The sequence below is a fragment of the Pseudomonas sp. SR18 genome (genome assembly GCF_023701505.1).
GTDB lineage: Bacteria > Pseudomonadota > Gammaproteobacteria > Pseudomonadales > Pseudomonadaceae > Aquipseudomonas > Aquipseudomonas cyclaminis.
The window spans coordinates 96,396-117,165 of the sequence record NZ_JAMQAU010000016.1; the positions used below are offsets into that span (position 1 = coordinate 96,396).

At 54.1% G+C, this 20,770-nt stretch carries 22 protein-coding genes and 1 pseudogene; 14 read left to right on the top strand and 9 right to left on the bottom strand.

Translation table 11 applies throughout. From position 1 onward, the window contains the following. The first annotated feature begins 69 nt into the window (after positions 1-69). A complete protein-coding gene (locus NDJ82_RS21695; RefSeq protein WP_203302862.1) occupies positions 70-1,041 on the top strand; it encodes a TauD/TfdA family dioxygenase in 972 nt (323 codons plus the stop codon). A 141-nt stretch (positions 1,042-1,182) separates the two neighbouring features. Here NDJ82_RS21695 and NDJ82_RS21700 read toward each other — a convergent pair whose 3' ends face one another. Next, positions 1,183-1,527: a YggL family protein gene (locus NDJ82_RS21700; RefSeq protein ID WP_122772402.1), complete on the bottom strand. Its 345-nt coding sequence runs from the start codon at positions 1,525-1,527 to the stop codon at positions 1,183-1,185. A gap of 347 nt (positions 1,528-1,874) precedes the next feature. Here NDJ82_RS21700 and NDJ82_RS21705 point away from each other — a divergent pair, with 347 nt between their 5' ends. Together NDJ82_RS21705 and NDJ82_RS21710 are read left to right on the top strand one after the other, a co-directional pair. After that, positions 1,875-2,588 (top strand): hypothetical protein, encoded by a 714-nt coding sequence (locus tag NDJ82_RS21705; protein ID WP_203302863.1) that lies wholly within the window; start codon positions 1,875-1,877, stop codon positions 2,586-2,588. Between the two features lie 45 nt (positions 2,589-2,633). Then, a complete protein-coding gene (locus tag NDJ82_RS21710; protein ID WP_203302864.1) occupies positions 2,634-2,927 on the top strand; it encodes a hypothetical protein in 294 nt (97 codons plus the stop codon). 78 nt (positions 2,928-3,005) lie between these two features. Here NDJ82_RS21710 and NDJ82_RS21715 read toward each other — a convergent pair whose 3' ends face one another. Together NDJ82_RS21715 and NDJ82_RS21720 are read right to left on the bottom strand one after the other, a co-directional pair. Then, complete coding sequence (locus tag NDJ82_RS21715; protein ID WP_203302865.1) at positions 3,006-3,566, bottom strand: hypothetical protein; 561 nt, start codon at positions 3,564-3,566, stop codon at positions 3,006-3,008. 100 nt (positions 3,567-3,666) lie between these two features. Further along, positions 3,667-3,843, bottom strand: a pseudogene (locus NDJ82_RS21720) (IS66 family transposase); the annotation flags it as partial. Between the two features lie 166 nt (positions 3,844-4,009). On the opposite strand from NDJ82_RS21720, the gene NDJ82_RS21725 reads away from it, so the two are divergent. The 3 genes from NDJ82_RS21725 (at position 4,010) to NDJ82_RS21735 (ending at position 6,368) form a co-directional block, all read left to right on the top strand. Then, positions 4,010-4,147 (top strand): hypothetical protein, encoded by a 138-nt coding sequence (locus NDJ82_RS21725; protein ID WP_238938365.1) that lies wholly within the window; start codon positions 4,010-4,012, stop codon positions 4,145-4,147. A 447-nt stretch (positions 4,148-4,594) separates the two neighbouring features. Beyond that, positions 4,595-4,750 (top strand): hypothetical protein, encoded by a 156-nt coding sequence (locus NDJ82_RS21730; RefSeq protein ID WP_010202284.1) that lies wholly within the window; start codon positions 4,595-4,597, stop codon positions 4,748-4,750. Positions 4,751-4,796: 46 nt separating this feature from the next. Further along, a complete protein-coding gene (locus tag NDJ82_RS21735; RefSeq protein ID WP_203302866.1) occupies positions 4,797-6,368 on the top strand; it encodes a hypothetical protein in 1,572 nt (523 codons plus the stop codon). Between the two features lie 961 nt (positions 6,369-7,329). Here the strand turns inward: NDJ82_RS21735 and NDJ82_RS21740 are convergent. Further along, the gene (locus NDJ82_RS21740; RefSeq protein WP_203302867.1) at positions 7,330-7,830 is read right to left on the bottom strand and encodes a hypothetical protein; all 501 of its coding nucleotides are present in this window, start codon (positions 7,828-7,830) and stop codon (positions 7,330-7,332) included. A 648-nt stretch (positions 7,831-8,478) separates the two neighbouring features. On the opposite strand from NDJ82_RS21740, the gene NDJ82_RS21745 reads away from it, so the two are divergent. The 3 genes from NDJ82_RS21745 to tnpA all read left to right on the top strand — a co-directional run bounded on the left by NDJ82_RS21745 (position 8,479) and on the right by tnpA (position 11,050). Next, positions 8,479-9,381, top strand: coding sequence for a hypothetical protein (locus tag NDJ82_RS21745; RefSeq protein ID WP_250926266.1), 903 nt, complete (start codon positions 8,479-8,481; stop codon positions 9,379-9,381). A gap of 10 nt (positions 9,382-9,391) precedes the next feature. After that, positions 9,392-10,660, top strand: coding sequence for a hypothetical protein (locus NDJ82_RS21750; protein WP_203302869.1), 1,269 nt, complete (start codon positions 9,392-9,394; stop codon positions 10,658-10,660). A 69-nt stretch (positions 10,661-10,729) separates the two neighbouring features. Next, the gene (gene tnpA, locus NDJ82_RS27560; RefSeq protein ID WP_203302870.1) at positions 10,730-11,050 is read left to right on the top strand and encodes an IS66-like element accessory protein TnpA; all 321 of its coding nucleotides are present in this window, start codon (positions 10,730-10,732) and stop codon (positions 11,048-11,050) included. Between the two features lie 114 nt (positions 11,051-11,164). On the opposite strand, the gene NDJ82_RS21755 is transcribed toward tnpA, so the two are convergent. Continuing rightward, positions 11,165-11,638, bottom strand: coding sequence for a hypothetical protein (locus tag NDJ82_RS21755; protein ID WP_203302871.1), 474 nt, complete (start codon positions 11,636-11,638; stop codon positions 11,165-11,167). A gap of 153 nt (positions 11,639-11,791) precedes the next feature. Further along, positions 11,792-12,730 carry a hypothetical protein gene (locus tag NDJ82_RS21760; RefSeq protein ID WP_203302872.1) on the bottom strand — a complete coding sequence of 313 codons (939 nt, stop codon included), beginning with the start codon at positions 12,728-12,730 and terminating at the stop codon, positions 11,792-11,794. A gap of 327 nt (positions 12,731-13,057) precedes the next feature. Between NDJ82_RS21760 and NDJ82_RS21765 the strand changes: the two genes are divergently transcribed. After that, complete coding sequence (locus NDJ82_RS21765; RefSeq protein ID WP_203302873.1) at positions 13,058-13,867, top strand: hypothetical protein; 810 nt, start codon at positions 13,058-13,060, stop codon at positions 13,865-13,867. Positions 13,868-13,967: 100 nt separating this feature from the next. Here the strand turns inward: NDJ82_RS21765 and NDJ82_RS21770 are convergent, their stop codons facing one another. Then, positions 13,968-14,747: a DUF1889 family protein gene (locus NDJ82_RS21770; protein ID WP_203302874.1), complete on the bottom strand. Its 780-nt coding sequence runs from the start codon at positions 14,745-14,747 to the stop codon at positions 13,968-13,970. 212 nt (positions 14,748-14,959) lie between these two features. Between NDJ82_RS21770 and NDJ82_RS21775 the strand changes: the two genes are divergently transcribed. Further along, positions 14,960-17,350 carry a hypothetical protein gene (locus NDJ82_RS21775; protein WP_203302875.1) on the top strand — a complete coding sequence of 797 codons (2,391 nt, stop codon included), beginning with the start codon at positions 14,960-14,962 and terminating at the stop codon, positions 17,348-17,350. A 118-nt stretch (positions 17,351-17,468) separates the two neighbouring features. After that, the gene (locus NDJ82_RS21780) at positions 17,469-18,089 is read left to right on the top strand and encodes a hypothetical protein (RefSeq protein WP_203302876.1); all 621 of its coding nucleotides are present in this window, start codon (positions 17,469-17,471) and stop codon (positions 18,087-18,089) included. A gap of 70 nt (positions 18,090-18,159) precedes the next feature. On the opposite strand, the gene NDJ82_RS21785 is transcribed toward NDJ82_RS21780, so the two are convergent. Further along, on the bottom strand, positions 18,160-18,678 hold the full coding sequence (locus tag NDJ82_RS21785; protein ID WP_203302877.1) for a hypothetical protein: 519 nt from the start codon (positions 18,676-18,678) through the stop codon (positions 18,160-18,162). A gap of 242 nt (positions 18,679-18,920) precedes the next feature. On the opposite strand from NDJ82_RS21785, the gene NDJ82_RS21790 reads away from it, so the two are divergent. Then, on the top strand, positions 18,921-19,298 hold the full coding sequence (locus tag NDJ82_RS21790; RefSeq protein ID WP_203302878.1) for a type II toxin-antitoxin system CcdA family antitoxin: 378 nt from the start codon (positions 18,921-18,923) through the stop codon (positions 19,296-19,298). Positions 19,299-19,358: 60 nt separating this feature from the next. Here the strand turns inward: NDJ82_RS21790 and NDJ82_RS21795 are convergent, their stop codons facing one another. Next, on the bottom strand, positions 19,359-19,817 hold the full coding sequence (locus NDJ82_RS21795; RefSeq protein WP_203302879.1) for a helix-turn-helix domain-containing protein: 459 nt from the start codon (positions 19,815-19,817) through the stop codon (positions 19,359-19,361). A 263-nt stretch (positions 19,818-20,080) separates the two neighbouring features. Here NDJ82_RS21795 and NDJ82_RS21800 point away from each other — a divergent pair, with 263 nt between their 5' ends. Then, a complete protein-coding gene (locus NDJ82_RS21800) occupies positions 20,081-20,593 on the top strand; it encodes a hypothetical protein (RefSeq protein WP_203302880.1) in 513 nt (170 codons plus the stop codon). Positions 20,594-20,770 lie beyond the last annotated feature (177 nt).

Genomic DNA, 20,770 nt, shown 5'->3' on the forward strand with positions numbered 1-20,770 from the left:
GGGACACAATTGATCAACGCTCATTTTTCCGCGGCCATTCGTACGGTCGTGACTGCATGGCGGAGCTCCATGGACATTGGCGACACTCTGCAGCAATTGAGTGATCCGGTCGCTTTGGGGCAGGCATTGGTCGGTGAGGTTGTCCATTCGCTTGCGATGCGCGGCATTGTGCATTCAGATCTCATCGCACATGCATGGGAGACTCCATGCATCCATCTGGTGGGCGTTTTCGACCCAGACGTTGACGTCGATACCCCCGTGGGATTCTTGCCAGTACCTGATATCGAGGCGACGATCGTTGCGCGCGCTTCGATCATTGTTGCCAATGCCGTCCTTGGCTCCAGCACCATTTCGTATGGATCTGAAAATGGCGGGGCGTTGTTCGTCAACCTGGTGGTGAAACCAGGTGAAGGTTATGAGGCGGAGAAGTCTAGAGGCTCCATGAAGGGCCATACCGATGCCGTGTGGCTGCCAGTGCGCGGTGAACAGCATCCCTATGACGTGCGCATTTCTCCTTCGCCAGATTTTGTGTGTCTTGCAGGTATGCGCAACCCGAATCAAGTCCCTACCACCGTCATGCCGCTGAGGAGCGTGTTACGCCATCTGAGTGAAGGTCAACTCCACGAGTTGGCTCAGCCGCAATACATCATCGGCCCGCAGTTCACGTTCAAGAAGCGTCTGAAGGAGCTATTTGGATTTGATCTGTTCGTAGAGGGTTCCCAGCTGCTTTTCTGGGTGGACGACTCGCCATGGATCAGGTACAGCCATAGCTCAACGCAGACTGATACGGAAGAAAGTAAGGATGCACTGGCGGCCATGAACGCATTCGAAGCTGCGTGCAAGATCTGTGTAGAAAGCTACTCGCTGGCACCCGGAGACGTCATTTTGGTTAACAATAGGACTTGTCTTCACGGTCGTTCGGAAGTGGGCGAGGAGCACGGGGCGAAGTCCCGCTGGTTGCTGCGTGCGTATGGCCTAGATACGGCTGACCTTGATACATCGCAGTGGCATGAGGGCAGTTCTCACATACTCTGGCCTTGAGAGGGTTAGGGCGTGCCTAACGCGCTGTTCATGCACACTGGAGTTCGCTTGCAGACTGAGTGCGCTGCAATGCTCCAAAAAAAACCACCCCGAAGGGTGGTTTTTCACAAGCCAGCAGTTATCCACTGCAGCTCAGCGCGATCACTTAGCAGCGTTGATCAGCTTTTCTGGGTACCAGGCGTCGAGCAGTGGGCTGACTTCAACCTTGGTCACTTCGCTGCGGCCTTTGAGCCATGCTTCGACGGTTGCGCGTTGCTCTTCGGTAACCGAGCCGCGTTCTGCCTTGCAAACCAGGCCGAAATCGTCGCCGCCGACGTAGTCCAGACCGTTGGCATCCATTGCTTCGCTCAGGAAGGCATCGAGGAATGCATCGACAGCCTCGTCATCCAGGTCTTCCTTGAAGGCCAGGTTCAGCTCGAAGCCCAATTCCTGAAACTCGTCCACACAAAGCTTTTTGCGCAGACGACGGGAGCGGTTAGTGGCCATCAAAAAATCCTCTAAGTAATTACGGCGCGCAGTCTATCAGCTAACCCGTTCAAATGCCTGTTTTGTCCGATCAGCCGAGGTTTCAAGGCTGCGTCCAGGCAGACGTTGAACGGCTCAGGCTGCGTAGTCGCGTCAGCGAGTTGTTCGCCCACCTTTAGAGAGTACTTGCGCGCACCTCGTAATCTGCGCTAGCTTAGTAACTAGCCCTGCGCTGGGCTCGCCTCGCCGACCAACATACCTGTTGACGAGTTCCGCTTATAGGAAAAGCGCCCCTTCTTAAAGACCTATGCTTTTCGTATCCACTATGGATGCGCTTGTCGGCGACGCGTCCGTTGTTGGAGACGGAAATGTCCTCTTACGCCAACCTTGTCGATTACCTCACCTTCCCTTCGGGGAGAACTGTGCGTGCCGCGCGCAATGAGGCTAAACGTCGTCAGAAGCAAACCAACGATCCTTACACTGCCTGTCTGGATTATGTCGCCAGCCTGCATGGCATGCCGGTCAACTGGGATCGTAGCTTGGACTTGCTACGCAGTAACGCCATTGAGGACGCCAAACGCCACCGAAATCCGATGTCGATTGATAATCTTTTGACGGTGACGAAGCGCAACCCTCGTATTACCCAATACGGGATTGGCATGTGGCGGGACTTCGAAATCACCCGTCCTTGGATCTCATTCGAAGATCAGCTCCGGGAGCAGCAGGAGTTAGTCCATCACCTACTTCCCCATGCCAACAATGCATTGGCATTTGTGAACCACCTTGTGCCTCAAAAATCCCTAAACCGCGATTCTCTTGCCAAAAGCTACGAGCTAAAGCACGTTATTGAGCTCATGCTGCGAGCTCTAGAGGTGTATTGCTACATCCCGCACGGTGCTTTCATTATTGCCGCCTTGCACAAAGGCTTTCTGCCACAGGAATGTGCGCCCGGAAGCCTCAGCCTGTACTTCAACATCGCTCCTGATTCACCAATCCTCAACTGGGACGGTAACCCGGAAGCAGACTTCGTCCGGACGTTGAAGCGCGACATCATCGCACTCAATCCTACGTCGAAATTCTAAGCCACTTGCCTGCACTCACATGTCACCCAGATTGGAGAAAAAACGATGAGCGATAACGACCCTCAAAACCCTAACGCCCCTGAGCCAGCAAAACCAGCTTCTTGGTACTCCTCCGTCATCACAGACCAAGGTGTAAAGGTATCCGGAGGCGCTGCGTTGCTGGTGCGTATCGCCAAACAAGGCGGGATGGACGCTGTTTGCCAGAAGGCAGGGGAAGCAGGAGCGAGATTTGCACTGCAAATGGCGAATAACGCGGTAACTGACACACCCGTCAACGATCCGAAAATTACCCCTATCAACGTCAGCAAGCAGAGCGCTAACTCAGACGATGCGACCTAACAGTATGCAGTGAGCTGGAGCGGAAAAGCACGAGCGGTTTCATACACTCGTGCTTTTCTCTGCGTTGTTTGTCCCGGCTTAAGACGCAGCTCCGAACGCGTCGACCAATAATTCTGTCATCAGGCTATCGAACCAACGCTCTGCCAATTTCACCGTTTCGATGTCTTGGTTGGATAGCATCATCTGAGCTGGAGATTTCGGGTGCGTGACCTGATTTCGAATATTGGCGCCTTTCCGAAAGCTCTCGAACCCGTTATGTCCGAATGCGCTGGTGACGTAGTCAGTCTTGCCAAGACACCGGCCGAGAACTGCCATCGTCAAGCGAAATCCTGGCAGGAATTGCAGAAAGCTCTCCTTCCTTTGGATAACACCCTTGGCGTCCAGGGAAAACGTCTGCTCGCTAAGCAGATTGCGTTCTTGGACAGTGATCTCGTAAAGACCAGATTCCGCCTGGGCTAATATGTATTGACGCGTCGCAAACGCGACACCTTCGAACATGGCGAACACGGCGCGCACATAGGTGCGATCCCAAAACCCAGTCATGGTGGGACTTATCTTTTCGCAACAGATATTGGCATCAGATTTCAGGCCTAGATAAAGTGCAATCAGCTCCGCCTTGGCGGCATTCGATTCACTCATTGTCGCTGCTTCCTTCCATGCAGAAAAAGGCCGCAAGCCTAACATTTCTACTCAACCTTCATCCTGCTGGATACCTTGGCCGGCGGCTATTAGATTCGCCTGCCCGTTTACCGCTACGCCGCGATCCTGCGAAGAGCCAGTCCGACCTATCGAGCGCCCACGGTCTGATCTGATTCTCCACGGCGTTGTTATCGATGGGCACAGCACCATCATCCAGGTAGCGCGTCAGCGCTACCCAGCGTCTCAAGCTGTAATCCAGTGCCTTGGCCATGGCCGAGTCGTAGACCACCGCTTTCAGTGCCGAGAACGATGTCGTGCAATAGGCCCAGGCGTGCGGGCGATGCCTGCCGTGAGGGTGGCCGGATGGTCATGGAATCCGCATCTTCGATGCGAAAGCCGAGCAGATCGCAGCGTTCAGGTACTCGACTGAGCTCAGGAGTACGATGGGGGAAGCTGTTGCCAAGCTTCCTGAAATCACCCCGGCCCTCTACAAAAAGTTTGCTCAAACCAAGGGCTTCAAGCGCCTGATCCAGTCGCTCAAAAGGGCCGCGCGTGATCCGGAACCTGAGCAAGACGCGTAACGGGCTGTTCCTGCTCTGGGCCCCAGTGTGAAGCGCGCCGGCTTATAGCGGAGCAAACTGAATATGGCCAAGGAAGCTCGTACGTCCTTGGCCGGCATCGCTGATGGTGGTGGGTTGCTTGAGTGCTGAGGTTGGAGCTTAGGTCTTGAGGGGCAGGGAGCTACTGTTCTTCGCGATGTTCTACTCGCAGGAGACTTTGGATTGTGATGTCCTCCCAGGTCGATCTGGCGGAGCATGGCTTATAGGTTGGCCAGAGTGGGGATCTTTGGCTGGAGCCTTCGTGCATGCGGATGCGGAACAATCCTGTGAACGCTGAAATCAAAGCGAGAGTGTCGACGCAGAAGGCCTGCTGCGGTGCTGATGAAATCTCGTCTCCAAAAAGCCTAGATACTGCATTATTTCGCGCGGCTAGCATGCGACCTTCTTTCCACCCAATAGGAAGCAGTCATGGCCAAGCCAACCAGTCCCACCAGTCAGCAGCGTCAGCAGCAGAACGACAGGTCAGATGCATTGAACAGTAACCGTGGCACGTCAGGTACTAATCAGGCCAACGCTCACGTTCATGGCAATCGCGGCAAGCAGCTCAACCCTAACCAGCGCTAGGAATGCGCACCCCGGTCATCATTGGCCGGGGTATCAAGGATTTCAGATGAATAGAGATACTTGCTTCGCCACCACTGGCGAGTTGGTGAAGCTGGCCTACGATGCCATCGGCGTGCTTCCGCGTAAGGAGGCCAGTCGTGATGACGTTGACGAGACGCAGAAGAAAACCATCCAAAAGCAGTTGATAAGGCTAGCCAAAGAAGAAGGTGGGCTGCTTTCAAACCTTGGCCAGGTGATTCAGGGGCTCAGCAACATCCTGACAGCGTACATACCCAGCATCCAGATCATGAGTGCTATAGGCGATCCACTCAACGATCTGCTGGATGCATACAGCCGGCTGGTTAGCGAAGAAGGAACATACCTCAGCAAAGCGGAAACCGTTCAATACTTCATTTCGACGACGGCAATTCCTGTACTGGTCGTGTCGCTGAATCAAAGCGTGCTTAGACACAGACTTGCAGACCTGAAGCTGGAAACGCCAGATGACACATTCTGGTACCTGCCGACGGTGGCAGCGGATGGCAGCCTAGTACTGCCTCTGGAAAAGGTTATGCGCTGGGCATACGCGCGCAGTGGTCTTTCACAGACGCAGTTTCACTACCCTGGCAAGAACCCTCAAAGCGACAACAACGCGCTTCAACAGAACCTCGACAACGCCATCAAGTGGACGCGAGGAGTACGACTTCCGGCGCTTCCAGCGCTGTTCAAAAATTTTGAAGAATCATTCGCTGCCCTGGCTCAAAACGGGCGAGAGGTATCTAAAGAGCTTCAGGTCAGCATCTTTGTCGCGCTGTTGATTGCTCGGGTATCGAGCTACCTCGCGAGGGAAATCACAAAAGCCTACGACTCCCAGTACCTCGCCGACGCTTGCCAACAATTTCAAGAATACGCCGTATGGATTGCCGATGATGTCGACGAGTTCAAAGCTGAGCTTGCACCCGTGATGCAGCAGCAAGAATCCCCTGAGTCGGCCTCGTACGTCTGGCTCGCTGCCTGTAGAAATTACTGGGCATTTTTTGGCAGCAAAGTGACCGCTGTCGCCGACAAGGTGTGGCAGCTAGAAAATGCTCGCCCTGGCGCGCCATTACGTGATGACGTCCTCGACGCCCTCAAGAGTAAGTATGGTCTTTTCGCCGTATGCACCCATCTGGATCTGCTTCGGCGGCAGTCAGCCTTTATCCCTCCCCAGGGTTTTGCAGAACTTCTGAATAAGGGCTTTGAGCTCAAGGGCGATGCGACCACACAGCTGGAGCAGATAGACGATTATGCTGCTCAGGTAGCGGCCTACGGACTGGATGAGCAACTGTGCTGGATGGTGCCCTGGTTACGTGGGGTCTACCACTACCGTAAGGATCAGTTCGAGGCAGCGATGCCTCATTTCCAGGCAGCGTTCGAAAATGCCAAATACAGGGCAGGCAAAAACCAATACAAACTGGTCAACCAATACGTTGAGCTCGCAGCAAAAAATGATGACCGGCGAAGTTTCAAGAAGGGTATCGAATGGGCGCAGTACCTAGGCATCAAGATACGCTGGCTACGTGATGATGAGCCGACTGAAGAGAAGCTGGACTTCGTCTGCTCCATGCTGAAGATGGCCCGGTACGATCACCAAATGTAGCGAGGTTAGATGAGCCGATCATCTGCGTCGCCCAGATCTGGTCGGGCATCCACTGATGCAGGCCCGTCATGATTTTGCCCCCGTGGTCGTGACAGGCTCAGGCGCTCGTCAACCCGAACAACCTGGCATTTGAGAGCAGCGGCGTATTTCAGGGCTGAAAGCTCGCCGTCAGCCGGCTACTCATCGGGAGCACATGTTCTCCTGGCCGTTCATTCAACGCCTACGTCTGAACCAATCATTTTCTGGCTCTCGCACGCTCAGGGTTGCTGCAACCAGCCTCGGTGTCAGGAGCAGCGCCGCATTCTGAATGCTAGTAATTGATCAGCAGCCTTGCAGCCCTCGGAACGCAGAGGAGTCAGCCACTGCGCTCGAAGGCCAACAAGCCACCTGACCGTAAAAACATGCGTGGCAATGATGCTAATCCGTTGGCACGGTATGGAACATGCTATCCAGGAGTTTTCCAATGGTTGCCGACCCTGGTTGGCGATGATTACTACGCTGCTTTTGTAGCCTAGCAACCGGTGAGCATAATGCCATCCCATCGCTTGGCGCAGACAACTATCCTGCTTGGAAAGCCACCGCCTTGAAGTTCCAGGGGGGGGGCGCACGAGCACTTCGGTCAGTACCCGAGGCAGTTCAGTTTTACGAAGAAGCGCTTGCTCTGCACCCTAAGATTGGTGGGAAGCATAGGCTCGCGTCAGCGAACAAGAGGATCAGTGCGGGCTAGCGAAGCAGACTGCGGAGATCCCTGCTGTATAAGCTTCTCAGTGCCGGTGGGCCTGTTCCGACGGTACTTTCAAAGTATCCGACGGACATGAACGGACGATTGAGACATGGGATTAGGCCCCCACTAACGCGCGATTACCGTGAATTTTCCGCACCTGATTTGGAATTCCAGATGCGGGTAATTCAGCGATCCGCTGCCACACGGGCAGCACAATCCAGCATAGCGTCATTTCTGTTAGCGCTGGCGGCGCATGCTTACCAGCTTGCGCCATATTCTTCTCCAAGGATTTTTGGTTGTTTCCCATTCTTCTTTGAGTAATTGGCGAGCTTCTACGATGGCTTGATCTGCGAGGGTTCGCCATGCTGAATATCGATTGTCGCCTTTGAGGTTAATCGGATCTGCTGCAGGTTTGGCAGGGTCGAGTAAGTCCTCCAATGAAGCCAGGAGCTTGTTACCCGCTATGTCGTCGGGGTGGAACCTCATCTGAATTTTGCGCAGGAGACGGTACGAGTCGTATTTTAGGGTGTTGAGCTTTGGATACGTCTCCTCCTTGGCATCTTGATCAGCACTGTTGAAATCAAGGTAAAGCTGCATCCACTCATGTGCTTTGCTTGTGAATTCAGAGATTTCATCCCGAAGCGAGTTGATCCACGCTTGTCTGAATTCGGAGATTTTCAGCTCTCGGGCCATTATGGCTACGAAAACTGCGATAAACACTGTAATAAAAGTCGTCATATAACGCTCTCGCTTATGCCTCGACACGAGGCAATCCAAGTGGTCGATAACTGCTGAAACCATTGATCTAGAGAATTTGACCACGTGTGGCGGTGCGCCTCAAGCTGAGTGTGTCTTTGAGCGTATGAGGCACCTGTCATGGCGAGCCTCCATGGTCAGGATCCGTTTTTTAGCACCACATTTGGCAGTGATCGCGTGTACCCGAGAACGTGGAGATGGTGGGTACAACTTTCGATCTCCAGCGTTGAGGACAGGGGTGTTCGCCACTTCAATGCGACAGTGATGTCAAAGAATGGGCTCGGCCGGAGCATCTCACCAAGTGGAATGGCGGAGGTCGATCAGGAGGGGCGTTGAGGTGTTCTATAGATGCCTCAAGGCAGGTGAGGCCAGTGTTGCGCTGTGTCGGGCAACGGGTCTTTGTTTTTCGATCAGAAAGCTGATACACTCGTTGAACGGGTGCATGTTTAAAACTGCCGGTATATTTGGTACATGGCATAAAATATGTGCGCAGGACGTCTCTGTTACGTCTCACCCGAGGGGCGCTCGCGATAATTGCCCTAGTGCAGCGGAAAAGCTAGCCGTGAAGCACTTAGAATCTTAGCCAACGGGCCCACGCTATGTGGGCCGTCGTTCCTTTTAGGGGCATGCATGACGCAGGTAAGTTCTCCTCCATCTCCTGACGCGTTGGAGAGATTGCGCTCAGCCGTCGCTCAACATCTCAATTCGCACCAAACATCTAAAATCCTTGGTACTCAACTAGGGGCTATGATCAATGGTGTGCTGTCTCCCGACAACTACAAGTCGTGGTTAGGCGGTAATCGCACAAATCTACGTTCTTTCGTGGATCATTTTCTCTCGGGAATCGTCACTCCGACGCCTGAACGGCAGGGCTACGATTACCTGTACCAAGTCGAATCTCAGCGTATCACGCCATCATTTGACGGAGCACTGTGGAAAGCTTTTTGTTCTACGCGTCCGACCGAGACGATTTATTTCAATCCTAAGCAAAACACGCTTTTCCTCCTCGGAACCGGAATTGACGTGGATGTGGATGCCCAGGTGATTCAAGGCTTGTCGGAGCAAGACCACCGTGAGATGAGCCTACGGTTTCTGGCCTTGCTTGAACAGGAAGGGAAGTCCACACAGCAGATTGCAGACACCGCCGAGAATTTCGAGACCAGTCTATATGCGGCCTGGGTTACGTCACTCAAGGCTGTGCCTGGGCTGTTCAAGAAATGGGGCATTCAGCGTGTTTCATGGATCGTAGAAATATTCTCTAGACGTGTGAGTGACGTCACGACGGATGAGGCTACTAGAGAACGCTTGATTGCTGAATTTCAGGCGGATCGTGCCAACCAGCTTAAAGGCTTCGATCGGGCCGGCATCAAAACGCCTAGTACGACAATGCCGACTCAGCACGCCAGCTCCTCCGCTGAGGGTGCTCGTCATTTGCTGATCAGGGCCTTGGAAACGCTTGATAATTCGCAGCTATCGAAAATCATGGTTCCAATGGACGTTGTCGCAACATTGCTTACTCAGTCAAAGCTGTAAGTTCCTGGCGATGCTACGTTTGATCGTTGCGATGCCCGAGGACGGGTTGAGAGGCGCCAGGAGTAAATGGGATGAGCTTTCAGCGGGCGCCTGGAGTGACCACATTCAAATCTGCACTCTCGGCTCCGATAAGGCTGCTAACGACAATCTGGTCATCAGTCTCGCGGGCTCGCCCAATGCCCTAGTCTACGTTTCTCAGCACTTAACATCTGCGAGTGTCGCCCAGTTCAATATCAAACGCTTCAGAAAGCATGAGCTCATTAAGCAGATTGAGGACTGGTTAGACGGGAGAAATCTGAACTGGCGCACTCGATCTCGTCGGGAATGCGCCAAGACTCCCTACCAGAGCATCCCCCCCGATGAGTGGGTGTCTCAGTTTGCAAAGGTCGATCCCATCCTGGGGCGGCGAGCCGGCGCTGCGTTATTAGCCCAATTTCGAATCGCGAACGCAGCTGACTTGGCAAGTTATTTCGACGATCTTCCCGCTGTGGATCAGAACGCCTTTTTCCTAGGTGCCGATCCTCACAGTGGAGACATGTCGATGGTCAACGTGCTCTCTGCCAATATCGATAACAATGTTTTGCATGACAGCAGGCGTTTGCCTGTCATGAAGAAGCAGCACCAAGTCCGGCTTTTTGGTGATGGTTCTTGGAGCGGAGGAGAGACCCTGCGTCGGGTTCACTGTTTGTACAAGGCATGCGACAAGAAATCCAATGCGCTTCATTCAAGCCAGCGACTCGATGTGCGATTGGGTTTTATGACAGACGCAGCTGAAAAACGGATTGCGCGGGATTTGGAAAAGCTTGTGCACAAGAAAGTCGTGGCCGAGGGAGCGGTGCGCGTTACATGTCCTGACGGTAATCGATTCAGCCTACTAGGTGCCAAATCTGGGCAAAAGGGGCTAGCTTTTCAAAATCTCGCTTTGTTGCGCTACGTGGATACTGATGAAAAGGCACTTCGAAAATTGTGCAAGGGCATTGGCGACCAAATCCAGCCCGATAAGCCGTTAGGAACCAACGAAATAGCGTCGTGCATTGGCTTTTGGTACAGCCTACCTGCGGCAATGTTGCCCCTGTTCATCATCGATGGTGGAGATGTGATGGGGGCTGACGGCGTCGTTTTCAAGTGGAGAGCTTTGCTGCGCAGCAAGCATACGACAACGGGCATCATGGATGACCCTTCACACCACTGCGCATCCTGCCCTCTGGCTGACCGTTCCGCAGCAGTCCAGCCAACTGATGCGGCAGGGAGTACAGTGACCATCGAAGTTGGCGATTAAAGCGATCTCGGCGCTACTCCGAACGCTGGCATCGTAAGCGGACGCGATCACCCTTATTGTCAGGTTTCCATGCGCCAACGAAGCTCTTATCCGAAACCCTTCAAGGCCCAGGTCGTTCAGGAATGCCTGCAACCTGGCGCAACTGTGTCCCGTGTCGCCATCAGCCACGGTATCAATGCCAACGTCATACGCAAATGGATACCGCTCTTTCGAGACCCGCCCGCAGCAGCTTCACTACCGGCATTCGTCCCGCTAAAAGCCGCTCCTAAACGGCCAGCTGAAGCGTCAGTGATCATAGAGTTGCCCATGGCTGGACAAGTGATCACAGTGAAATGGCCAACCTCAGATCCCGAAGACTGCGCGCAATTTATCGGGGCTGTCGCTCAATGATCCGCATCAATGTGATCTGGCTGGCCACCGAACCCAGAAGCCAGTGCACCTCGATGGTTCGCCTTCCGTAACACTCGCTAGGGCTCACTAGGGAGCCCGTTAGCCAAGAAGTGGCTAGTCCTGGAAGGTGACTGTGATGGCAGTAGAATCTATGCCATAGAACCGGGCCATAGCGGCTTTGGCTCCCTTGATCGCTAGGTAGGGCTCGCCCTTTGTCTCTGCGACAAAACCTTCGACCTCAAAGGGCGTGCTCTTGCTGAATAGCTCTCTCACTCCACGGGCTAAACTTACGTTCTCATCGGTTTTGAACAAATTACTGACGGCTCCAGATGTCTCGATCGCTTTTCTAAATTTCACATCCCACTGCTTCTCGCCGTCAGGGGACAAGACCTTGCACCACTCACAGACTTCGAAAATCAAACCACCTGGATCATGCGCGGAGGAGTCGGATCGACCCTTAGGCCAGTATACGAACGATACTGCCAACACCTGCGCGTCATCTTTCACGGGCAAGCGTAGAGAGGCGCCATCGGTTTTGTTCCACGGAGCGGCGGTCACATGTCGATAAATGTATTCTCTGTCACTCATGGCAATTCCTTAAAAGACTGCGTTGATTCTTGGGCGGCTCGGTTTCGAATCTCGTCTCGCAAAGCCCGGGAACCATCTCACTGGCAGTAATGGGGGGGGGCTGGCCTTCGGGTCAAGTGGTGAACAAAACGAACAAAACACCAGGTGATCTAGTCAGACCTTGGCAATCTGGGATTTCACGGCCAGCGTGAGGGTCAACCGCCGATTGGTGTACGTCTTGAAGAAGCCTTCCTTCGTGGATTTGCTTTGAACCGGTGCAGGAGCTTTCCACAAGCCAAAGACGACCACTTCGTCACCTTCGCTCAAGCCATTGAACCAGCTTGCTTTAGCAGCCCAAACGCTGACCTCCAGGCTGATGCCGTTGCTAGGTTCGTTGGGATCCTGGGTGACCTTGAGCTTTTGGAGATTGAGGGCGTTGCGTGTAGGGTCGCCTTTAATGGCCGGTGCAATCCTACCTACCCGACCTTGTATGGCTATGGGGTATTGGGTGGTGTTTTGAGAGACTGTGTAGTGTGCCGCCATTTGACGAGCGTGCTCGAAGTAGAACTCCTTCCATGACACGGGCGTGTTTCCGGCGAACACCAGTTCAAGGTGTTGCTCAATTTCATCGTCTTCATCACACAGAGCACGCAGCTTCAGGACTCGTTGTGCAGTATTGATGTAGGCAGATAGACGGTTAGAGCTTGAAGCGTAGCGCTTGGAGGAGGTAGCGGTTTTCTCGTCGCCATCATCCTCTTTGGGACGTTTTGCGCTCGCTTTGAGCTCCTCCGTCACCGCGACCAAACGCATTCGGAAGAGATTTTTCTTAACGCTTTCGATCAAGCCGTTGGAGGTTCTCGCCAGTTCAACGATTTGCTTGTGGACGCCGAAACGGCAGTAGGGGCGATGCTCTCCATTCGCATGCAGACGAAAGAAAGCACTGACACGTGAGGACTGATCGTAGCAATCTCGCATGAATGAGCCGACATGGCTGACAGGGGCGTCACAGCGCTCACAGTTCAGGGGCTCAGCGCCCATGCCCTTGGCGTAATCGGCAGCGGCCCATTTGGTGCCATTCCGGTCGAAGGCATGAGTCATCTTGATACCGGCCATACAAATCCTTATGCGTTGCTCATGGTCTGGCTGCAACCGCACAGCCAGATGGTTGCAGCGTGAGTCGATGCTCAGGTCAAAGCTGATTTAGGCAAGCAGTCTACTGGCCTAAAGCGCTGTTGCAACAGGAGGCTTGTTGGGGTGAGGAGCTTTCAACCTGAAGGCATTTCCGTGGATGATTAGGAGGTAGCCTGTCGCTTCGCACTGAGCGCAACACAGGGCTAGGCGCGCGTACCTATCGCGAGCTGGAAAAACTTTGAATAGGTACCGACTCAGCAGGCGCCGAAAGCTAGGGTCAGCACACATCAAACAGACAGGAGTCACTGAGTGTCCCACGCACCTACCGAAGCGGTACAACACTGCGAAACCATACTCCGAAAAATGGTGGAGGATCTGCGCGCGAAGCGTATATGGCCGAACTTATGCGGCATCGTCGACGGTCTGCTCAAGCGACGCGTCGAGTTGGCAGACGTGCATCAAGAGGTTCATGTCACGTTAGCTCAGACTCCCAGGGCACTCTACGTGTTCTGGGATGTTTTTCTTCATGCGGCTGATGGTTGGAACCCAGAGAAGAATCGCGCAGCACGACAGGCCCGCGAGGAGTTGCTAGGGGTCAACCGCCGAATCAGCGAGATCGCTGATCAGTTGGCGGCATTACTGGATCGGCGCGACACCATTCACAACTACACCGGCTTTCGCTCGAACACTCACTATCACATCCTGGATATCGTGCACGAAGCGTCGGAGCACAATTACCAATACGAGAGCTATGTGAAGGATGACCTGGTGCGTCTTCAGTACCAGTACGATCTGAAGTACTGGCCAGCGTTGAGCGAGGTGGTTCAGGCGATCAGTGACGATGCGCAGAGAGCTGAGATCACCGCCAGTGACCCAGCTACTGCAGCTGTCACGGAAAGCCGGAAGTCCGGGCTTTCGGACTTCGTAAGAGCTTTCCTGGCCCGGCTCGATGACAGTCGAGTGAGGAGGGGCGGCTTCATTCCAGATGGCTTTGTGTTGTCGGATAGCGCCATGGCGTCGCTTGTGAATTGCGGACTGGATCTCGCGTTTGATGAGTTGGTGGACGCCGACTTCATCAAGCGCTTCAGGCAGAGAGAGCGCCAGGCCGAGAAAGCCTGATTGCATTGGGGGCAGCGCAGCATCGCAGAGGAAGGTGCGATGAAGTGGATACCGGATTTCTGGCCCGGATAGGAGGAGTCGGACGCCAGTCGATAGGATTCTACGATTTGGCTGCCTCAGTCCAACGCTGGTAACTCTGCTCAGCATGAGCCGGATTCTCAAGCTTCGGTTTTGAACGCAAAGCGAACGCCTTTTCAGCCAAGACCTCCAGCCGCTCAGCAGTCTTGGGCAGCCAGCCATTTTTGATCGCCCAGAGCTTAATATTCTCTGCCGGCTCGTGGTGATTACGCGAGCGCAAGATTCTAAGAATGCGTTTAGCGTGATCATCATCGGTGGCGTTCAGGACGGCGGTGCTTCGGTTGATCACTGAGGTCAGAGACTTCATGGCTTGCTCAACGATCGGATCGCCAATGAGCTTGATCGCGGGGGCGGCAGACTTCCCAAATTTTGTGGGCTTGCCCAGCACTTGGGGTGACCAGGTTCTATTCCAATTTTCAATTGCATCGGGCGTCCATGGGACAGCCACGACAGCCACCAGGTTTTGCAGCGAATCGATTTTGTCCATCATGTCCTGGCCGGCAAAGATGGCAATCAGCACGGATGGTTTGGATACCCATTTCAAGGTCTTCATCGTTTCGCAGCGCATCTGGGCGCCGCTCGGCAATGTCACGGGCACTCCTTTGACCAGCCTACTGTGCATCGTTGTCCCTAGCGCCTCATGGAGGGCGCCAGAGGTGAGTGATACTTTGGCGGGCACCAGGAAAATGACATCGAGCGTGCCGGAGGTTTCGCAGAGACGGTCTGCAACCTTGACACCTGCCAAGACGTGCACAGGGCTCTGATTGGTATCGGGTAGGAGTAGCCGCTGTACGTTGGGCATGCAGTCGTCCTTGTCAAAATGGTCGTCACGGGCGTGAGCCGGATCAGGGTTTCGGAGCATGTCTCGCTTCATCTGATAGATCAAGTGATGGAGTCGAATGCACATCGGTTGGTGCTGGCTGAATGGTCGAATTCAGACGACCCATGCAGGCCGTTCCGGGCTCGTGGTTTAATTCACATCTTGGCGAAAGGCAGCGGATAAGAGAGGGGCTGATGGATAAGGATCAAGATATGGAAATGGTTACGGACGCCCCTAGCAGTGGGCGTCAAGCCGATGGCCCACCGTTGGCTTCGGATGATCAGGTCATGGCAATTTTGGAGCACTGGCGCAGCGCATGGACTGACCTCAGTCGCACTGAGGCGGTAATTGCTCAGGGCCCGAGTTTTGTCCTCTGGTATTCCGATAAAAACGGCACTGCGAACCCGGGCGGATTTTTCCCTGCTGATGAGCTTAATCAGCTAATACCGCCAGATGAAGTACGCGAAGCGGTGCGTGAGCAGCTGAGTGAGATCGATCATGCCCGCCAAATGACAATCGTGCTGTTATTCAGGAATGAGCTGGGGGTGCAACCAGCGATAGCAGCGATACCCAAAACTGCAGAGTGCAAGCCGCAAGTCTGGTTTGAGATGACCAAGATCCGGAAGACCCGCATTGCTCAGAAAGTCTGGATACCACTTCGCGCTGCCTCAGTGATCTCTAGGGAGGGAGAGTACGGCTACGAGGGATACCTTGAAGAGTACCTCGGTGTCGGTTCGGTGATGTTTAACCTTGGTCATCGTGAGCAGATTCATGAGCTGGGTTGGAGCGACATTGGTGGGAACACTTTCGCTGGCGGTTTCGAAACTGAGTATGTCTGGCCGAAACCCATTCACTCTACGGACGATGGTCACCCAGAAGACCTTGCCCAAGAGTCGCAAAGTGCCGTAGACGAGCCGGGGAAATTGTTTGCGTCTATCCGCGTACCCTTCACGAATCTGAAACTGTCTTTGAATGCGATACCGAGCAAGTCGCTACCCGCTCATCCAGTTCCCCTTGAGAACGAGCCAGAAGCTGAAAGTCCCGCAGAGCCTCAGCGAACCACGACTTACTCCAGGGTCGGTGATTGGCGTAGCCATCACGGTGGCGCTGTAGGCACTGGCTTAGTCATTGAGCAGTCGTTTGATGGTGAGGCTCCCAGCGAGTGGCATCTCCATCAAGATTTTGTGATCGCGCTGGGCTTGCAGCGGCAAGGGGATAGCTGGCTTCGACCTGCCGAAGGCTATCAGGAGGTGGTGAGGCTATCGCGGGATGAGGCCGGGAATCCCGTTCTTTTGGAGGTACGGTCGGAGTACCTTCGCGACTACCTAAAAGCACATGGGATGTATTTGTTGGTCTCTAGCTTCCAAAGTCGACGTCAGATCGTATCGGATGCCTCTCATATCAAATGGGCTTCAGGGTATGTTGAGGAGGTGGCAGGGGAGGATAAGTGGGAGGGCGTCAATCAGGCTATCCACGAAGGGGGTAGTCATTACGGTTCCTCTACCGCTGTTTTCCATGCCTCTCGCACCGATGTTGACACCGATGATGAAGTGCCTGTGTTGGGCCTGCCAACTGACGACTCTGTGGTGTCCAAATCTTGGTCGGTAAAGCATCAAGGAAGGAAGCTCCACAGTTTGAGCGGTTCGCTGTGGAAAACCGACGTGGTCGAACCAGCCCGGGTCAGTGAGCGGGTATTGAATGAACCACCACTTGCGAAAGTGGACTTTGCGGTTGATGGCTCCGGGGAGCGGGTCGATGGTGCTGAGCTACGGGATCGTGGCTGCTGGCTATGGTTCCGACCGACCGTCACGACTTTGCTTAGCAGTTATCGGGGTTTCTCTTTGAGCTGGTATACCCGTGACACGGGCTCCATCGGTATTTCGCAAGGGCACAGTGTGCATTTCGGCCTTAATGATCTCGGGCTCATCAATGTCTACGCCAAGGACATCGGGCTGCTTCCATTATGGCAACAGCGAGTATGGGCAGGAGCGAACGTGGCGCCAGATGGGGGCGTTTCAGAAGAGCTACTGGCATCGCAGGCAAAAGCTGACCCCGCCGACACTCAGGCCCCAGAAGCGAGGTTGCGACCTGCTTATGATGCGGTCAATGCGGAATTCGAGAAGCTCACTGGTAAGTATCTGTTTGCCCAGCACCACGCTATCAATGACATCTTCGGTCGAATTCATCGTTTCCGTGCACTCGAACCAACGGGCGTGTTGGAACTGGCTAAAGACCTGGCTAGGGTCACTGTGGAGTCGCTGGATGGAAATGGCCTTTCAGTCATCGCCGCTCCGCCAGGCAAAATGAAGCCTGGATCGGTCAAGCATTTGGAAGCGGTGTTGCAGAGTGGGGTGACCCAGGATGAGGCGAGAGCACTGACCAAAGTGCTAGTGGGTATCAATGAGCTCAGGCAGGCAGATGCTCATCTACCATCCTCGGAGTTTGCCACAGCGTATGGCCTGGTCGGAATCGATCAACAAACAGACTTGGACGTGGTGAAGGGGCGTCTGATGCTTGAGTCGCTGGTGGAGTCGTTGGTGCAGATGGCAGAAGTCTTTTCTCGATTACCCCGCAAGAGCAGATAGGCCTAGCCCGGTGCCGTCCCAGATGTGGGCAGCTCTCTCTGAAGGAATTTGTGCAGGGCAGGTTGCGTGGTGGCCACACCATTCGAATAGAAACGTCATATTCAAGAAGGAGCTTGTTTTGGTTGAAGCCGTGGTTGTGGAGCGCATTCTTTGCGTAGTGGACAGGTGCCTGAAAAGCCAGTTTCCTGACGATTATTACAAGCGTTGCCTGTACGCGTCGTTCGGCATTCATAGTCTCCTTAAGGCCATGGGGTACAGCCCTGCGGTAGTGGGGGGGGATTTTTTAGCGTTCGTCGTCTCGCGAGATGAGCGTCAAGCATCCATGCAGGGCTATGGATCTGACTCTGCTGAGCACTCTCACTACTGGGTTGAGCTCAACGGCTCGATTATTGACTTGGGTACCTACTATTTGCCTATTGGTTCTAGCTTCGTTGCGTCTGACATGCCAGCGTTGTTTTGGGATACCGCGAACCCCTTGCCCAAAGGGTTGAGATACGCTTCTGAAGCCCGCTACGCATCAACGGAGACGTCGCATTTTGAACCGCAGATCGAGGAGAGGATGATAGTGTTCATTGCGGCTTGTCATGCGCGTATGAAGCAGCCCCTCGTCAAACCGAAACTTGGGAGGTGGCTCGCGACAACGCCATCATCATTTCAGAAGGCGGCAAGCAAAGGGGATGCGTGGGCTAAATCTGTGATTCGGTATCAAAGCATGCCGGCGGAACGTCACCCTATTTGAAGCATCCGGGCAGGTGGGCTCCTATGGGGCCCATCCGCCTTTTTCACTCCCAATAATCCCCTGCACCCATCTACGCCTTCGACGTGCCCAGCTCGTCAAAAGGCCTGATAGCTCGTGCGCTGTCGAGCCAGTCCTCAGGATCTTCAAGTTTCTCCCTGACGTAGTCGCCGTCGCGATTGCGGTAGCCGAAAGCTAAGTACCGCAGATTTTCACGGTGGATCATGTAAGCCGCCGTGACCCTAGCCTGGCAGGCATACTCTGCTCCATCGAAAACGGGGGCGAGCAGTCCCATCCTGGCCAGCGTGAGCTCTGTCTGCTCTCGCACAAACTCGACGAAAAGTTGCTGTGGGTCTGCCACCTCCGCTTTTAGCTCCTTGGGCCGACCATCTTCATGTTCCAGGCCGTAGAGGTAAGTCGTCTCCTGAGACTCCACAAACAATACATCCTTGAAAATCCGACATGCTCCTCCGGGCTCGCAAGCCTTAATGTCAGCGAGCCAAAGCTCGTCATGCTGGGAGTCTGGGAAACGCCCTGCGAAACGCGGGTTTGAGGCTGAGTAGATGGTGGCTGGTGTGATGCTGTCCTGCATGGTTGCGCTCCAAAAAATAGCGTCGAGTGTCATCCGTCATCGAGTGTAGTTACTTATGGGGATGACCAATGACCACTACTCTGAGGATGAGCTTGGGCGTTGAGGTATAGGCTGGTACCTGACCCATCACGAACGACGAGTTTTAATGGCAAGCTAGGCGTTCACTTCTGGGGCTTTGCAGGCTTTGAGCTTCGAGTAGGACAGCCCATTCGCTCTGCGCAATATAGGATAGGAGATAAGCCATGCCTCTCGGTTACGACCCAAATGCCCCCAAACAGGCACTCAATCTTTTGGTCAACGGTGACCTACTGGACAGGGCAGTGGTAATGGATCTGAACCTCTCCGCCGTCTTAGAAAACGCCATAGCTGAAGCTGTCGCCCGGTGTCATGAGGGTGAGCAAGGCCTTGAAGAGAACCCAGGAGCCGTACAGGACGAATCCCTGGCTCAGATTGACCCCAATGTGCTGACTGCAGCTATTGGTATTTTCGGTAACGCGACTCATGCGAAAAAGTGGCTGACCACCCCAGCGCGGGCGTTAGGCAACAAGCGCCCAGCAGAGGCGGATGTCGAAGAAGTCATGGATCTGATAGGGCGTATAGAACACGGCTTTGGTGCCTAGCAAATCGTGTCTGATCTGGCGGCTGTAGTAATGCCCGAATCACCTCCACCCATAAATCGCTCACAGGTCATGCCAATGCCTCTGAACGGTGGATCTTGGGAGTCCTAATTCTTTCGCCGTGTCTATCTGCGATAGCCCTTGGCTTTTCAGCTTCTGAACGCGCGCGCGCGTAGCGGCGGCGCGAATGCTCGTCGGGTGCGTGCCATCCACATCCAGTGCCGATGAAGGTGGAATTTGATCAGCCAGCCCGAGGTTTTGCAGTTCGCTGAGTGCCTGAAGCAGCACAGCCCTGGGTGATTCCTGCGAGTCAGAAGCTATGGCAACGGCTATTAACGCAGCGGGGGAGAGGTCGAGCATACGGGCTAGATCTGCTGCCACTTTTAGTGTTGGCGTGGTCTTTCCGCTTTCCAGCTGACTGACATGGGACGCAGCCACGGTGCCGCTGAGATCCTTTTGCTTAAGGCCTTTCGCGAGGCGAATGGCGCGCAACGCTGCGGCGAAGCCATTTTGAATAGACATTGAGCAGTCTCAAAAGGAGACGGTATGCCCCGTTTGCTTGAGCCCAAACAAATCTATATATTGATTGAGGTGGGTTTTTGGGGTTTTTGCGGCTAGCACATGACGCTCCAGTCGCACGGCGTTCTAGCTACAGGGTCACCGGGCTACTGGGCTGCGATGGATGCCAGGTGCTCAAAGTCAGCGCTCCGCTCGCGTGTTTCCTGCGGTGGCAAATTAAGACTCAGATTGCTTTATGTGCAGGGTAGGTATTAAGGAAGCCTAGGATGTCAGAGCTGAGGAAAGTAACAGTTACCGTAAAGAATTATGAATTTCACTCATCTCAAGACTGCGCGCGCCTCTACAAGCAGGTTCGCTTGTTGGATGACTCAGGCAAGATTTTTTACTACAAAAACCTAATCATTCCTAAGTACCTTGAAGGCAAAGGTGCGTTTGCATCTGATGTGCCAAGGACGTGGTATGTAAAAAATATTCATAAGTCCGCCGTTGTGCTGGTCGCGTTTGAAACCAAAAACGGCACGGTCGAATATGACCTAGACGAAGTTCGTCAATTGTCACGATCCGGTTTTTGGGCCGGCGTTCTGATTGGCGTTGCGTCGATCCCAGCGGGCATCGTCATTGCGACTGCGACCTTCGGTGTCGGCCTCCTGCTGATTCCCTTCGGCCTGTACCAAGCTTACAAGCAGATTTTCAAGATCCCAGCCATCCTGAGTCGAAAGCAGCTGCTGGAGGACTTTTCTCAGTTAGGAATTAGTGTGGGTGAGGGGTGGTCGCGCTAGGCATCTGATGTAGTGAGTGTATGTCAGCAGTTGAAGGCTACGAACGTACCCACTCAGTGCACGGCCTTCTGATCGGCCTCCCGCGTCAATAGTTCATGCACCATCAGCATATAGATACTTAGCTTCTGAGCAGTCGCTGATTGGGTGAGTTGCAGGTCTTTTGTAGTCGCTCTACCC